At 59.1% G+C, this 15142-nt stretch carries 14 protein-coding genes and 1 pseudogene; 1 reads left to right on the top strand and 14 read right to left on the bottom strand.

Features of this window, described 5'->3' with window-relative positions; all coding sequences use genetic code 11:
- Positions 1-150: 150 nt before the first annotated feature.
- The 8 genes from ACODTZ_RS35495 to ACODTZ_RS35530 all read right to left on the bottom strand — a co-directional run bounded on the left by ACODTZ_RS35495 (position 151) and on the right by ACODTZ_RS35530 (position 7769).
- Positions 151-948, bottom strand: coding sequence for a TIM barrel protein (locus ACODTZ_RS35495; RefSeq protein WP_489031930.1), 798 nt, complete (start codon positions 946-948; stop codon positions 151-153).
- Between the two features lie 184 nt (positions 949-1132).
- Complete coding sequence (locus ACODTZ_RS35500) at positions 1133-2161, bottom strand: LacI family DNA-binding transcriptional regulator (RefSeq protein WP_489031932.1); 1029 nt, start codon at positions 2159-2161, stop codon at positions 1133-1135.
- 261 nt (positions 2162-2422) lie between these two features.
- Complete coding sequence (gene folD, locus ACODTZ_RS35505; protein WP_489031934.1) at positions 2423-3325, bottom strand: bifunctional methylenetetrahydrofolate dehydrogenase/methenyltetrahydrofolate cyclohydrolase FolD; 903 nt, start codon at positions 3323-3325, stop codon at positions 2423-2425.
- 3 nt (positions 3326-3328) lie between these two features.
- Positions 3329-4207, bottom strand: a complete 879-nt coding sequence (purU, locus tag ACODTZ_RS35510) for a formyltetrahydrofolate deformylase (RefSeq protein ID WP_489031936.1) — start codon at positions 4205-4207, stop codon at positions 3329-3331.
- 48 nt (positions 4208-4255) lie between these two features.
- Positions 4256-5074, bottom strand: a complete 819-nt coding sequence (locus tag ACODTZ_RS35515) for a 3-methyl-2-oxobutanoate hydroxymethyltransferase (RefSeq protein WP_489031938.1) — start codon at positions 5072-5074, stop codon at positions 4256-4258.
- 31 nt (positions 5075-5105) lie between these two features.
- Positions 5106-6332 (bottom strand): NAD(P)/FAD-dependent oxidoreductase, encoded by a 1227-nt coding sequence (locus ACODTZ_RS35520; protein ID WP_489031940.1) that lies wholly within the window; start codon positions 6330-6332, stop codon positions 5106-5108.
- Between the two features lie 9 nt (positions 6333-6341).
- Positions 6342-6656 carry a MocE family 2Fe-2S type ferredoxin gene (locus ACODTZ_RS35525; protein ID WP_018897618.1) on the bottom strand — a complete coding sequence of 105 codons (315 nt, stop codon included), beginning with the start codon at positions 6654-6656 and terminating at the stop codon, positions 6342-6344.
- Between the two features lie 24 nt (positions 6657-6680).
- Positions 6681-7769: a fatty acid desaturase family protein gene (locus ACODTZ_RS35530; protein WP_489031943.1), complete on the bottom strand. Its 1089-nt coding sequence runs from the start codon at positions 7767-7769 to the stop codon at positions 6681-6683.
- A gap of 145 nt (positions 7770-7914) precedes the next feature.
- Here ACODTZ_RS35530 and ACODTZ_RS35535 point away from each other — a divergent pair, with 145 nt between their 5' ends.
- Positions 7915-8943, top strand: coding sequence for a LacI family DNA-binding transcriptional regulator (locus ACODTZ_RS35535; protein ID WP_489031945.1), 1029 nt, complete (start codon positions 7915-7917; stop codon positions 8941-8943).
- 30 nt (positions 8944-8973) lie between these two features.
- On the opposite strand, the gene ACODTZ_RS35540 is transcribed toward ACODTZ_RS35535, so the two are convergent.
- The 6 genes and pseudogenes from ACODTZ_RS35540 to ACODTZ_RS35565 all read right to left on the bottom strand — a co-directional run.
- Positions 8974-10089, bottom strand: a complete 1116-nt coding sequence (locus ACODTZ_RS35540) for a Gfo/Idh/MocA family protein (RefSeq protein WP_489031947.1) — start codon at positions 10087-10089, stop codon at positions 8974-8976.
- A 110-nt stretch (positions 10090-10199) separates the two neighbouring features.
- A complete protein-coding gene (locus ACODTZ_RS35545) occupies positions 10200-10496 on the bottom strand; it encodes a MurR/RpiR family transcriptional regulator (protein ID WP_489031949.1) in 297 nt (98 codons plus the stop codon).
- A gap of 103 nt (positions 10497-10599) precedes the next feature.
- Positions 10600-11625, bottom strand: a complete 1026-nt coding sequence (locus ACODTZ_RS35550) for an ABC transporter permease (protein ID WP_489031951.1) — start codon at positions 11623-11625, stop codon at positions 10600-10602.
- Positions 11626-11661: 36 nt separating this feature from the next.
- The gene (locus tag ACODTZ_RS35555) at positions 11662-13203 is read right to left on the bottom strand and encodes a sugar ABC transporter ATP-binding protein (RefSeq protein ID WP_489031953.1); all 1542 of its coding nucleotides are present in this window, start codon (positions 13201-13203) and stop codon (positions 11662-11664) included.
- Positions 13204-13270: 67 nt separating this feature from the next.
- A complete protein-coding gene (locus tag ACODTZ_RS35560) occupies positions 13271-14200 on the bottom strand; it encodes a sugar ABC transporter substrate-binding protein (protein ID WP_018897610.1) in 930 nt (309 codons plus the stop codon).
- 502 nt (positions 14201-14702) lie between these two features.
- A pseudogene (locus ACODTZ_RS35565) lies at positions 14703-15020 on the bottom strand (alpha/beta family hydrolase); the annotation flags it as partial.
- Between the last annotated feature and the right edge of the window lie 122 nt (positions 15021-15142).

The following is a 15142-nucleotide window of genomic DNA, read 5'->3' on the forward strand; positions in this document are numbered from 1 at the left end:
TGGCGTGAACCTTGCCGATACGACCGGCGCCGAGAAGACCAAATCTGACTGTCATGAAAACCTCCCTAGGAAATAACCGCACGCGGTCGGAACGAATGGATCGCCGAAGTCGGTTCGAGCTCTCGCAGACCGATCCGGCTCCCATTGGATTTATGCGGCCGCGTTGGCGGCAACTCCGGCCTCAATGAACGCCATCGACGCCTTGATGTCCTGGTAGGAATCTTTCACTTCATGAACCAACGGCGAAAAGCACTCGTAAGAGATCGGACCCTTGTAGCCGGCGGCGAGGAGTGCGGCGATTTGGCCAACATTGTCCAGTCTGTCGTCGGCGCCCACGAGCACTCTGTGCTCGTCTTCCATCTGGTCCACGCGCAGCGATGGATCAGTGACGGCGGAGATATGGACGATCCCGGTGTTCTCAGGGAAGAGAGCTCCACCGTCGGCGAGCACGTGATGAAAAGTGTCGTGCACGAGCTTGTATCTGTGGCTGGCGCCAAGTGCGTTGATCTCCGACACAAGCTCGGATTTGCTTCGCAGCGACGAGCGACGGAAGCCCAACGGCTCCACCAACGCCGTCATGTCAGCGTCCTCCAAGAGCGGCAAAATCTCGCGCAGCGCTTCAGCAAGGTGGTCCTTGCGTTCCAATTCGTTGGTATCCAGGCCCTCGTTGCGGGGTATGAGGCTGATGGTTTCGGCGCCCGCCGCCTTGGCGACAGCGATAAGTTCCTGCACTTCACGCTTGATCGCCGGCGACCAGATGTTGAACGGATAGACTTGGGAAAGACCGACAAGACGCAGTCCCTCGTTTTGGGCGATCCGCCCTGCCTCGGCCGGCGCTAGCCCATCAAAAAGCGGCCGCTTCAAATCGTTGCGGACTTCGACACCGACGCAATTCAGCGATCGAGCCAGCGCCAGGAAATCGCGGTAACTGAGATTAGGTGTCGTCATTTGGTTCAACGCCCATTCCATAGATAGTCTCCTCTCCCATCCACACGGGCGCAACCGAACCGCCCTCCCAACTGGCTATAGACTGTCCAATGACAAATTCACTATGCCAGAACAATGGCTGCTCGCGGGAATACGTCTTCTCTGAGGTGGAGGTTAGGAGGCCGTGAGGTTTTCACCTCACAAACTACACTGAAGGCGGAAGATAAATTTGGGGCTCCAGGAAGCGTTGACCGAGCTGTTGTGTCTGGCCGTTCATGACAGATCGAACCATCAGTTCAATTGTCTCGCGGCACAAAGCGGCCAATGGGGTACTGATGACCATTGTGGCGTAGCCGTCCGACAGCGCTGCACGGCTCACCGTCGTGATTTCGTTTACAACCAGCGCGACCTCACCGGGCTCACGCATTTCGCGCAGTGCCGCGATCGCACCCTCCATGCCGCCTCCAGCAACGCAGATGCCCGCCAGGTCGGGGTAGCGTTCAAGAAGGGCAAGTGTCGTCTCGTAGGTTAGCTGGCGCGTTTCGAGGTTGATGACGGAATCGAGCAGAGCCAAGTCGGTACCGGACTGTCTAAACTGGGATCGAAATCCTGTCTCCCGCAACTCGTGACCGACCCAACGGTTGCTGCCCATGAACAAGGCTACCTTCCCCGGGCCCTTGGCCGCCGTCGAAATCATCCATCCGGCAATCTTCCCAGCTTTGAGGTTGTCCAGTCCGATGTAGTGTTCCCGTGCGCCCGGGGCGAAGTCGTTGAGCAGTGCGAAAACAGGCTTGCCCTTTTGCCGCAAGGTCTCGGTGGCTGCCGTGACCGCGTGATGATTGACGGCGGTACAGGCTATCGCGTCGGTGTGCTCTCCGATCGCGAGCATTGCTTCCGCCATGTCGGAGGGCGACTGCGATGATACGAAACGGACGAGCGGCGTCGCTCGCACATCCTCCCGTGCCATCGCAGCCGCTTCGAGTTCGTTTTTGAAATTCTGGTAGAACTCCTGCTTCTCCTTGATCAGGACAAACCCCAGTCTCACACGGGTGAGCTTGATCGCCAGCTGCTGATCAATGAGATTGGCGCCGTAGTAACCCAGCCTATGTGCTGCCTCGGCAACTTTGCTGGCGGTCTCGGCGCGGACATGACCACGCTTGTGCACGACACGGTCAACGGTCGCCTTGCTGAGCCCAGCCTCTTCAGCGATATCTTCAATTCTCACTCGCCTCATGATGTTCAACTCGTCAACGCGGAAACTCGTTTTTGAGGTCTTGAGGCGATTACGTCAACTCAGTTTCCGCAAACAGGCGCGACTTCAGGCCTCGCGAGAATGAGCGCGAACAGTCAGACAGCGTTGTGGAGCGGGCGCGATGAGGAGATGGGCAATTCACGTCGGCCGCGCTCAACGCCAGATGACTTTGCCCTGCGCTCCCGACGAGCGCCTGATCATCACGGAAGGAGATTGACCTCGACAACGCTCCCGCAAACCAGACTAGCGGAATCGGGGTACTACCTGGCCGGCGGCGCGGTGCGCGGCAATCACGGTGTTGGCCATCAGCATGGCGATGGTCATCGGGCCGACGCCACCGGGGACCGGGGTGATGACATCCGCGACTTCGGCGGCCTCGGTGAATGCGACATCGCCGACGAGGCGCGTCTTGCCCTCACCCTTTTCGGGCGCTGCGATGCGGTTGATGCCGACATCGATGACGGTGGCGCCGCGCTTGATCCAATCGGCCTTGACCATCTCCGGACGACCGACAGCGGCAACCAGGATATCGGCGTTGCGGCAAACGGACGGGAGATCCTTGGTTCTCGAATGCGCGATTGTCACCGTGGCGTTGGCGTTGAGCAGCAACTGCGCCATGGGCTTGCCGAACAGATTGGAACGGCCGACCACGACGGCGTTGAGGCCGGAGAGATCCTCACCATGGGTGCGGCGCACGAAGACCATGGCGCCGGCGGGCGTGCAGGAGACAAGGCCGGTTTCGAGATCGCCGACCGCCAGCTTGCCGGCGTTGACGACGTGAAGGCCATCGACGTCCTTTTCAGGCAGGATCGACTGGATGATCGGATCGGAATTCAGGTGCTTTGGCAGCGGCAGCTGCACGAGGATGCCGTGGATCGTGTCATCGGCGTTCAGCGAGGCTACCAGCGCGGCCAGTTCTTCCTGCGTCGTCTCGACGGGGAGCGTGTGCTGCACGGACTTGAAGCCGCATTCCTTGGCCATCTTGCTCTTGGAGCCTACGTAAGCGTGGCTTGCCGGATCGTCGCCGACGATGATGACCGCGAGACCGGCCTGAACGCCGCTCTGCTTGTCCAATGCCGAGGTCGCCGCCTTCACCGTGTCGATGACCGAAGCTGCAACCTGTTTCCCGTCGATTACTGTCGCCATCGTTCAGCCCATGCGCTCGGAGGCATAGCTGCCCGGGCTTGCCGGGAAGACCACGGTGCGGTTGCCGTTCAGGAACACGCGATGGTGGATGTGGGCGTGGATGGCGCGGGCGAGAACCTGGCTCTCGACGTCGCGGCCGATCGAGACGTAATCGTCGGCCGACTGCGCATGGGTGATGCGAGCGGTGTCCTGCTCGATGATCGGGCCTTCGTCGAGGTCGGCGGAGTGCGCGGTGGCGCCGATCAGCTTCACGCCACGCTCATAGGCTTGCTTATAGGGGTTTGCGCCCTTGAAAGACGGCAGGAAGGAGTGGTGGATATTGATGATGCGACCGGACATCTTCTTGCACATCGCGTCCGAGAGCACCTGCATGTAGCGGGCGAGCACGATCAGCTCCGTACCGGTCGATTCGACGATCTGCATAATCTGCGCTTCGGCCTGCGGCTTGTTTTCCTTCGTGACCTTGATGTGGTGGAAGGGAATGTCGTGATTGACCACCACCTTCTGATAATCGAAGTGGTTGGAGACAACGCCGACGATATCGATCGGCAGCGCGCCGATCTTCCAGCGGTAGAGCAGGTCGTTCAGGCAATGGCCGAAGCGCGAGACCATCAAGAGCACCTTCATGCGCTGGTCGCCGTCGTGGATTTCTGCGGTCATCTCGAACTTCTCGGCGATCGGCTGGAAGCCTTCGCGGATCGCGGAAAGCGTCGCACCTTCTTCGGAGATGAAGCTGACGCGGGTGAAGAACATGCCTGTCGACAGGTCATCGAACTGCGAGCTGTCGATGATGTTGCAGCCCTTATCGGCCAGATAGGTCGAAATCGCCGCCACGATGCCGCGTGTCGATTTGCAGGCTACCGTCAATACGTAAGTCGTCATTTTTATTCCCATGTCTCTGAACTGTAATAGAGCGCGATTTGGGGGCGCTCAGCCTTCCGTCTTGGCCAGATCCTTGTCAACATGGGCGAGAAAGGCTTTCAGCTCGTCCGTGTCGATCGACACGAGGTGACGTTTGTCCGGGTATGCGCTGGACTGAACGTCAGCCACGAACTCGCTGAAGGCGGCGACCCGCTCGCGCTGCAGCCGATCATACTCGGACGCGAAGTCGCGGTAGACCTTGGCATGGCGGGGATAGTGATCGCGGTTGGCACCGAGCACGTCATCAGCGAATAGATACTGCGCATCGCAGCCGCTGCCCGCTCCCATCGATATCATCAGCATCGATGTGTTGTTACTGATGGCGGCGGCAACATCACCCGGAACGACCTCAATTTCGACAGCGAAGGCACCGGCCTCTTCAAGCGCTTTCGTCTGCCGCCAAATTTCGATCGCGCTCAGCGCGGTTTTTCCCACTGCCCGGAACCCGCCGGTCCACGTCGCTTTCGACGGGATGAGCCCAACGTGACCGCAGACAGGAATGCCTTCCTCGCGCATGCGGCGGATGATCCGCGGGCTAGCGGCACAGTAGACCGCATCGCCGCCTGCCTTCAGTGCGATGAATGCCTCACGCATATACTCCTCGGCCGACACGTAGTCGCCGTACTCGAGACCCGGCATCGCAAAAGGCGAAGGTGCGGCCTCGCGAAATGCCGGACCAAGAAGAGCTGGTGGTACAGAGACGATATCCACAGAGGCCTGCTGGGCGGCCTCAGCTTCATCTAGCGTCGTGACGCGCAGCATGGTGAGCTGACGTTTGCCCTTTAGCGACAGGAGATCGGCTACGGTCGGCCGGCCGTGTTTCTTCATCGAATTGTCCTTTTCCAGAATCGATTGCCGCTCACGCGGCCAGCAGGGATTTGAGTTTGACGCCGGCGCTGACGAGCGCTTGCGGATCGGGATGCGAGCGGGCAGCGATCAACATCTCTGCAAGGCGGATGTCACGCGCCACCGCGTTTCCTGGGCCGATTCCGCTTGCGGCGATCAGCCTTCCGGCCTGATCGAGGTGAAAGAGAATGAAGGCCCCGTCCCCAATGTCCCGGCGCAGGTGCTGGACAGCGCCTTCAGCAAGGCCGGCGATCTGAAGCGTCATGTCGTACTGGTCCGACCAGAACCAGGGCACGGCGGAGATTGTCTCGCCGCCTCCCATCATGTTGACCGCCGCCATCACGCCCTGCTCCTGCGCATTGCGCCAGGATTCGAGACGCACTCGCTTACCCCCATAAAGATCGAGCGGGAACGAGCAGCAATCTCCGGCAGCATACACATCGGGCGCGGACGTCCGCAGTTCTTCATCGACAGCAATCCCGTTGTCGATCGCGAGTCCAGCCTGCTCCGCCAGCGCTGTGTTAGGTACCGCACCGATCCCGACCAGGACGAGGTCCGCCTGAATGACGTCGCCACCGTTAAGACGGACAAGCGCCTTGCCCGCATCTTCGGTGAGCGCCTCGATCGCGACACCGCAACGCACGTCCACGCCTTCGGCACTGTGGCGTGCCGTCACGGTCGCGGCGATATCTTCGGGCACGCCGCGCTTCAACACGCGTTCAAGCCCTTCGATCACGGTGACCGTCGCTCCGAGCTTGCGGGCTGTCGCGGCCAGCTCGAGCCCGATGAAGCCACCACCGATAATGGCAATGTGCCTGCCCGGCTGCATGGCCGCGCGCAGTGCGACTGCATCACCATGGGTCCGGAGCAAACGGATATGCTGGCTCGTCACAGGCGCCCCCGGAAAGAGCCTCGGCCGGGCACCAGTTGCAATAAGCAGCTTGTCGTAGCGAAGCACTCGCCCATCGGACAATGTCAGCTGCCTCGCCCCGACATCAAGCCCTTCGACCGCGACGCCGATAAGCAATGCAATGCGCTCTTCGGCGTAGCGCTGCTCGTCGGCGACATACTTTGGATGCTGGCCATCCCCGAGTGCTGCTTTGGACAGTGGCGGGCGCTCGTAAGGAGCGTGCGGCTCGTTGCCGATCAGCGTGATGTCGCCGTCAAAGCCCTTTTCCCGCAGCGTCCATGCTGCTCGAGCGCCGCATTCGCCGGCGCCAACAATCACGAAATGGGACATGACCGCCCCTCAAATCGAAATGAAGACGGAATCGCCTTCGACCTTGACCGGATAGGTCTTCAGATTGACGCAGACGGGCGCACCCTTCGCTTCGCCGGTCTTGTAGTTGAAGCGGCCGTTATGTTTCGGACATTCGATAATCTCGTCCATCACGAGACCGTCGGCGAGATGAATCTTTTCATGGGTACACAGGCCGTCGGTTGCAAAGAACTCGTCGTCGGGACTCCGATACACCGCAAAGGTTCTGCCGGCGTGGTCGAAGCGAAGCACGTCCTCCTCGTCGATATCGTCTTTGGCGCAAACTTCGATCCAGGTCTCACTCATGATTTTTCCTCCCATATAGACTGATTACTGTGCGGCCGGGGCAAGCTCGGCATGAAACTCCTCGCGATAGGGCCGCGCGCTGGCCGGCAGCTCGCGCTTCAGGAAATAATCCTCGTTGCGCAACTGACGCAGGAACGCCGGGATCATTTCGCGATAGCCAGACCACATGGACGGGTTTGGCGCCGGCAGATCATGCTTGATCATTGCGTGGAGGCGGGGAAGCGCGTGATAGGGCACCATCGGGAACATGTGGTGCTCGACGTGGTAGTTCATATTCCAGTAAATGAAACGGCTGATCGGGTTCATGTAAACCGAACGACTGTTCAGCCGGTGGTCGATGACATTGTCGGCTAGACCGCCATGCTGCAGGAGCCCTGTCATGACGTGGTGCCAGGCGCCATAGAGCCTCGGAAGGCCGATCAGAACCAGCGGCAACCAGGAGCCCATGATCAGCGCGGTCGCGATCGTCGCAAGGTAAATGACGAGCCAGATGCGGGCGATGCGGATTGCGCGGGGTTGCTCGGATTCAGGTACGAAGGTCTTTTCCTCGGCACTGATGATGCCGGCTGCGTTGCGCAGCATGTCGATCATCGCGTGATAGGCATCGAGCAGGCCGAAGGCATTGAGAACGAGCCGAAAAAGGTCCGGTGGCCTCATGACGGCAATCTCGGGATCGCGACCGACGATAACCGTATCGGTGTGATGGCGAGTATGGCTCCAGCGCCATGTTACCGGGTTACGCATGATCATGAAGCAGGCGATCTCGTAGACCACGTCGTTCATCCAGCGCGTTTTGAAGGCGGTACCATGGCCGCATTCGTGCCAGCGGCTGTCGGATGCCGAGCCGTAGAGTACGCCGTAGGCGAGGAAGAACGGTACTGCGAGCCAGGATCCCCAGAAGTAAGCCCCGAGCCCGCCAAGAATGACCATGCTGCCTAGCCAGATGACCGTGTCGCGAATTGCCGGCATGTCGGAACGCTGCATTAGCGCCTTCATATCCTTGCGCGGCACATCAGTGTGATACCACTGCGCGGCAGCGAGTCCGGTTTCAACTGCCGTACGGGCACTTTGCCCAAGCAGGCTGTAATCGCGCTTTGGCACGTTCGTCGTCATTTCCGCCTCCCAAGCCGGCCTCCAACCGCCGGTGAAGCTTAAGATAGATTGACTTATCCAACCGCTCAATGCAGCCTTGCTATTATCTATCAAAACATATCATAAAGCTGGGCGAAGGAATGACAAATTACCTCAGGAGCAAGCGATGGGCCGCCCAACAATCGCAGATCTAGCCCGGGTTTCCGGCGTCAGTGTCGCAACGGTCGACCGCGTATTGAACGGTCGACACGCTGTCCGCGAGGAGACCGCAAGACGGGTTTATGATGCCGCCCAGGAAATCGGGTATCATGCCGTAGGATTGATCCGGAAAAGAGTCTTCGAAGATCTGCCCCGGCACCGGCTGGGCTTCCTTTTGCAAAAGCCAATGCAACCCTTTTATCAGAGCTTCGCGAAGGAGGTCGAAGTTGCCGCGCGCTCAGTGACGACTGCACGCATTCAAGCCGAAGTGGACTTCGTTCAAGCCAGCACTCCTGCGGCCATTACCGAGAAGTTGAAAGCGCTGGCGGCTCGAAACCAAGCAGTCGCGGTCGTTGGCCCCGACTATCCGGCTGTTTCCACGGTTGTCGAGGAACTGAAAGACAAGGGAATTCCGGTCTTCGCCCTTTTGTCCGATTTTGCTGCCGGCGTGCGCGATGGTTACATCGGCGTTGATAACCGCAAAGTCGGGCGGACGGCAGCCTGGGCGGTCGCAAAGACGGCGGCGCAAGCGGGAAAGGTTGCGCTGTTCGTCGGCAGTCATCGTTTTCACGGACATGAGTTGCGCGAGGTCGGCTTCCGTTCCTATATGCGCGAAAACGCGCCCGAGTTCGAGGTGCTCGACACGCTCGTCAATCTCGACGCAGCAGATATCACTCATGAGGCAACAGTTGATCTATTGCATCGGCATCCCGATCTGGTCGGCCTCTACGCGTGCGGCGGCGGTATGGAGGGCGCTATTGAAGCAGTGAGGGAAGAAGGTTTCAGCGGAAAATTAGTGCTCGTCGTCAATGAGTTGACGCCCGACAGCAAGGCCGGGCTTGCCGATGGCACGGTCGCCATGGCGATTGGCACTCCACTTCCTGCGATGTGCTCGGCGGTCATGCGTCTTATGACCGCCGCGATCGGCGATCGTGACGCTGCCGTTCCCGACCAGGTTTTTCTGCCCTTCGATATTCATATTCCTGAGAATATCTAGCTCGGGGCTCCATCACCCCAGAGCCTTCACTCAGGCGATCTCGATCCAGCGGCGCTGGTGATAGGACTCTGCCATGGCGTGAACAGACTTTTCTATCCCAAGACCGTCTTCGAATGTGACGATCACCGACGGCTCACCGGAAATCGCACGAATGAGTTCGCGGCATTCGATGATCTTCAGATCGTTGAAGCCAAGGCCATGGCCGGGGGCGGGAATGAACCGGTCATAGGGATGGTGGGCGGGTGCGGCCAGAATCTTGCGGAAGCCCTGCTCGCTGCCGCGGCCATCGGCCTGATAGAGTTCGAATTCGTTCATGCGCTCCTGGTCGAAGGTGATCGCGCCTTTCGAGCCGAATATCTGCAGGGCTATGCGACCCTTTCGACCCCAGGCGGCACGGTTGGCCATCAGCACGGCGGAAATGCCGCCGCCAAGACGCATCAGCACATTGGCCGCGTCGTGATTCTCGACCGAACGCCGTCCACCGTCCTTTGCGGGACGGTCGGCGTAGGGCTTGACCATGTCGGTCACCACGGCCTCGACATGGCCGAAGAGGCACCAGAGCAACGACAGGGGGTGCACGGCAAAATCGTCGAGCGCGCCGTAGCCCGCCGACAATTCACTCTTCCAATAAAAGAGCGCGTCCGGGTCGGCCATGAAGTCCTCGTCCATCTCAACGCGGATGTGATTGACCTCGCCGATGGCGCCTTCGCCGATCAGCGCCTTGATATGGCGAATGATCGGGTTCTGGATATAGTTGTAGCCGAGCACGGCCACCTTGCCGGAGCGCCTGGCTGCCTCCAACATGCGCTCGGCATCAGAAAAGGCCGGTGCCATCGGCTTTTCGCACCAGACGTGCTTGCCCGCTTCGAGGGCGGCAATCGCCATCTCAGGGTGAAACTGGTTCGGCGTGGTGACCGAGACGACATCCACATCCGGGTCGGCGATCAGCTGGCGCCAGTCTGCGGTCGCCTTTTCAAAGCCGAATTCCGAGGCGCGCGCATCGGCGAGGTCCCTGTTCGCCTCGGCCAGATGCACGAGGCGGGGACGCTCGACATCGCCAAAGACAGTCTTGACCGCATTCCATGCAAGCGCGTGGCACTTGCCCATATAGCCCGTGCCGATCAAGCCGACGCCCAACGATTTCATTTGCGCTCCGTGTGTTGTGTTTGAGAATTCTGGTAATCGGATCGCAATCCGAAAGGCGGTCCGCATTCATGCGATGGATCGGCGCGAGACGCCGCATATGGCTAAATCCCTCAGGAAGAAACTGCGTGCGCCGCCGAACTGGCCAACACATGTTGCCTGAAGAAGCGCCGAAACTCGCTGAAGTTTGTGAAACCGAGGGCGTTGGCCGTTCGAAACACTGTGGAGGGCGCCACGGAACATGCCGAAGAAATCGATTGAGCCGTCCCGAAGGCAATGAGAGCAGGCTTTTCTAATGCGAAGCGCGCAACGCGCTCCGATTGTTCCGGAAACTCGCAAGCCCGCGCGGCGATCATGTTCTTAAGTTCCTGGAGATCTTTTGGCTCGCTTGCTTGAAGACGGTGTTTCATGACGGTTTCCTGAATTACGTCGTGCGGGGAATGCCCCCGCACGACCAGCGCCTTGGGCTACGCTCGGTTATTCAATGGCTTGTCCGCACAAGCACTTTCTCGCTCAATGTTTCGCCCGCTTCTTCTGCCGATAGACGTCAATGACAACAGCAGCGACGATGATGAGGCCCTTCACGATTTCCTGGTAGTAGGCATCCACCCTGAGGAAGGTAAATCCAGAGGTCATGACGCCGAGGATGATGGTGCCGATGACAGTGCCGGTAATGCGGCCAACACCGCCGGTCAGCGAGGTGCCACCAATAACAGTGGCCGCAATCGCGTCGAGTTCGTACATCACGCCCATACCTGCCTGCGCTGTTTGGGCTCGAGCAGCAGTGACCACGCCGGCAAGGCCCGCCAGCAAGCCAGCGATTGCATAGACTTTGATCAGATGGGCTTCAATGTTGATGCCCGACACTCGCGCGGCCTGAACGTTCGCACCAATCGCGTAGGTGAACTTGCCGTACCGGGTATAGCGAAGTGCAATGTGAAAGATCAGTGCAACAACGAGGAAGACTACGACGGGCCATATCCCAGTGCCAATGAAATTGAACTGGTCCGTGAGGCCCGAAACCGGCTGGCCCTTTGTGTACCATTTGGAAATGCCGCGCGCCGAGACCATCATGCCGAGTGTGGCGATGAAGGGTGGGATCTTAGTCTTGGCAATCAGCTGGCCGTTGATATAGCCGGCGGCGAGACCAATAAGTAGGCCGACGCCGATGGGAATGAAGAAGGGCAAGTCAGTTAGGCTTGGATAAAGAGCTCGCGACCATGTCGAGGCCTGCGCGAAACTCGCGGCGATCATTGCCGTCATGCCGACGACAGAGCCTGAGGACAGGTCGATGCCCCCAGTAATGATGACCTGCGTGACGCCGACGGCTATGATGCCGATGACGGACACCTGCAGGATCATGATCGTCAGGCGCTGCGAATTGAACAGAAAGCTCTGGCCAACGAAGATCCAGCCCAGAACCTCATAAACGAGCGCGATGCCGATGAGGACGAGGAAGATGCTGAGCTCCGGCGGTACGCGACGGCGCCTGGGGCTCTTCAAAAGCGGGCCCGCGGCCTCTACTGTATTGTTTGTCATGGAATCCTCCCTTAGATAATTGGGCCTCGCGCGCGGCTATTGCGCGGCGAGCTCCATCACCTTGATCTGCGTTGCTTCGTCTCGATTGAGAAAACCGGTCACCCGTCCCTCGTGCATCACCATGATGCGGTCGCTCATGCCCAGCACTTCGGGCATCTCCGACGAGATCATGATCACGGCCACGCCGTTGCGGGCCATCTCGGTGACCAGGCGGTGGATTTCCGCCTTGGCGCCGACGTCGATGCCGCGGGTCGGCTCATCAAGAATGAGGATTTTCGGGTTGGTGAGCATCCAGCGGCCGATGAGTGCCTTCTGCTGGTTGCCACCAGACAGGTTCTCGATGCGTTCGAACAGGTTGGGCGTCTTGACACGCAGCTGACGCGCCATCGTCTCGCAGGCTTCCTCGATCTTGCTCTCCTGGACGAAGCCGCCCTTGACGAACTTGTCCTGAAGAACGGCAATCTGCATGTTCTCGAGAATGTTGAGGACCAGAAGACAGCCCGTATCCTTGCGGTCCTCGGTAAGAAAGGCCATGCGGTGCTTGATCGCCACCGTTGGCGAGGTGATGTCCACCCTTTCGCCGAAAAGCTCGATCGTGCCGGTCTTGGCCGGTGTCACGCCGAAGATCGTCTCTGCCACATTGGATCGGCCGGAGCCGACAAGGCCAGCCACGCCCAGAATCTCACCTGCGCGCACTTCGAAGGAGACGTCGCGGAAGAACCGTCCATCGCTCAGATCCTTCACGGAAAGGACAACGTTGCCGATCGGAACCTCTTCCTTGGGGAACATCTGGGTGATCTCGCGGCCGACCATCATTCGGATGATGTCGTCGCGTGTTACGTCCGTCGACGCGTGGGTGCCAATGTACTTGCCATCTCGGAACACAGAGAACTCGTCGGCGATCTCGAACAGCTCGTTCATCTTATGGGTAATGTAGACGATACCGATCCCCTGCGCCTTCAGGTCGCGGATGATGCGGAACAGGTGGGCGACCTCCCGCTCGGTAAGCGCCGACGTCGGCTCGTCCATGATGAGCACGTCAGATTTGTAGGAAACGGCCTTGGCGATCTCGACCATCTGGCGGCTGGCAACTGAAAGCTCACGGATCTGGATCTCGGGATCGATCGCTATATTCAGTCGGTTCAACAGCTCTTCGGTCATCTGGCGCATCGCGCCGTGATCGACAAAGCCGATGCGGTTCTTTGGTTCGCGGCGGATCCAGATGTTTTCGGCCACCGTCATGTATGGCATCAGGTTGAGTTCCTGATGGATCATGGCGATGCCGTTCTCCAGAGCATCAAGCGGCGAGCCGAGTTGTATCTCAACGCCCTTCAGACATACCTGGCCCTTATCCGGCGTGTAGATGCCGGCCAGGATCTTCATCAAGGTCGACTTGCCCGCGCCATTTTCGCCCATCAAGGCATGAACCGTGCCGCGCCGAAGGCGAAACTGCACGTCATCGAGCGCCACGACGCCCGGAAATTCTTTGCGGACACCTTCGGCACTCAAAAGAAATTCGGCGTTCGGTACTGCTCCGCTGGCGCGCACAGCCGCCATCGTGGATGGACTAACCACCATATCAAATCCTCCCTGATCCCACTGCGGTCGATGTGTGCGGGGAATGCCCCGCACACAGGCAACAGCATCAGTTCTTGGAAGCGAAGTCCTTGACGTTTTCAGGCGTGACGAGCTGGAAGGGAATGTAAACCTTCTTGTCGACCTTTTCGCCCTTGGCAAGCTTCAGCGCCGCGTCGATCGAGCCTTTGCCCTGACCGGCAGCGTCCTGGAATACCGTCACGTCGAGATCACCCGCCTGCATGGAAGCCAGAGCGTCCTGCGTAGCGTCGATGCCGCCGACAACAACCTTCTTCATGTCCTTGCCAGCTGCCTTCAGCGCCTGGATGGCGCCGATCGCCATTTCGTCGTTGTTGGAGATGACAGCATCGAATTCGACACCACTCGACAGCCAGTTGGTCATCAGGTCGGAACCCTGGGTTCGATCCCAGTTGGCGGTCTGCTCTTCGACGATTTCAATGCCCTTGCACTCATCAGTCTTGATGACGTCATGAATGTCCTGAGTACGCATGCGAGCGGCCTGGTTGGAGAGCTCGCCCATGATAACCACGGCCTTGCCTTTGCCACCGAGAATGCGGCAGATTTCCTTGGTCTGCAGCGTGCCGGATTCCTGCTCGTTCGACGCGACAAATGCCTGCTTGTCCGGCAGCGTGTCGACGTTAACTGGCTGGCGGTTCACGTAGACGAGCGGGATGCCTGCATCGGCGGCAAGCTTCGACATGGCGGCCGTCGCATCTGTATCGACGGGATTGACGACGATCGCATCAACCTTCGACGCGATGAAGTTCTGGATCTGGCTCTGCTGCTTCGAAACGTCGTTTTGCGCGTCTTCAACTTGCAGCGTGACGCCATTGAGCGTTTTGGCATAGTCGCTCATGCCGTTGCGCAGAACCGTCAAAAAGTTGTCGTCGAACTTGGCGATTGATACGCCGACGGTTTCGGCGTGCGCGGCCGTCGACAAGGCGAGCATCATCGTTGCGCCCAAGATAAGCTTTTTCATGTTTTCTCCTCCATAAAACGGTGTCCGGCTGCACCCTCCTCACGCCGGAACTCCTGGCTCCCACCAGGAAGTCGATCGATCGGCCATCGTTAATGAAACAAATAGACCGAAATCTTGCATCGATGAAATATTCATTCCATTATTTTTGAGCAAGGTCAAGACGTTTGTATTCGGCTTCGATAAAGGTTCGGCATTGGTCGAGGCGGTAGCAATTCCGAGCAAAGCGAACGGTTCGCCCAGTATTTGCGAATGGACACTCAGAACGGACGTTCCAACTCATCAGCCACATCAGTAGACACTCAAGCTAACTCGGTGACGGTCGCTGATTTCAGCCGTTTCCCGGGAAGAATCGCGTTCACACAGCACCACACGGACGATCCGAAGGTGGTTCGGTCATCGCTTCAGAAGACGTTCTGTCGTGCCATCAGAAACACCGACCGTCTGGCTAATATCTCACGCATCCCTCATCCCTTCATTCATAATGAAAGAGTTTCGATGTGCTCTCGCAGACCATGCTGGCAATCCGCCCACCCATCGACTTGCCGCCGATGACAAGCGGCCCGCCGGCGCCAAGGTCACGAACCGCCGCCAGATATTCCGGGATCAACGTCTCCGCCTTGGGCGGCGGCGGACGCCGATCGGACAGCCGCCGCTCGGCCATATAGCCGAACTCGAACCGAACCACGCGCATTCCAGCCGCAGCCAGAGCCTCGGAAAACCGCTCCATGCCGGCTGAATCCATGGCACCGCCGGCGCCATGCGCGAGAAGGATCGTCACGGGTGCGTTGTCGGGACCGGAAAACAGGAAAGACGTGCTCATGCTGTCTTATTACAGGATAAGTCCGCGAGCCGACAGGGCTCAGGTTTATTGTGTTCTGGGGAAAGGATTTGGTTGCGGGGGCAGGATTTGAACCTGCGGCCTTCAGGTTATGAGCCTGACGA

This window comes from Rhizobium sp. FG113 (genome assembly GCF_057809895.1).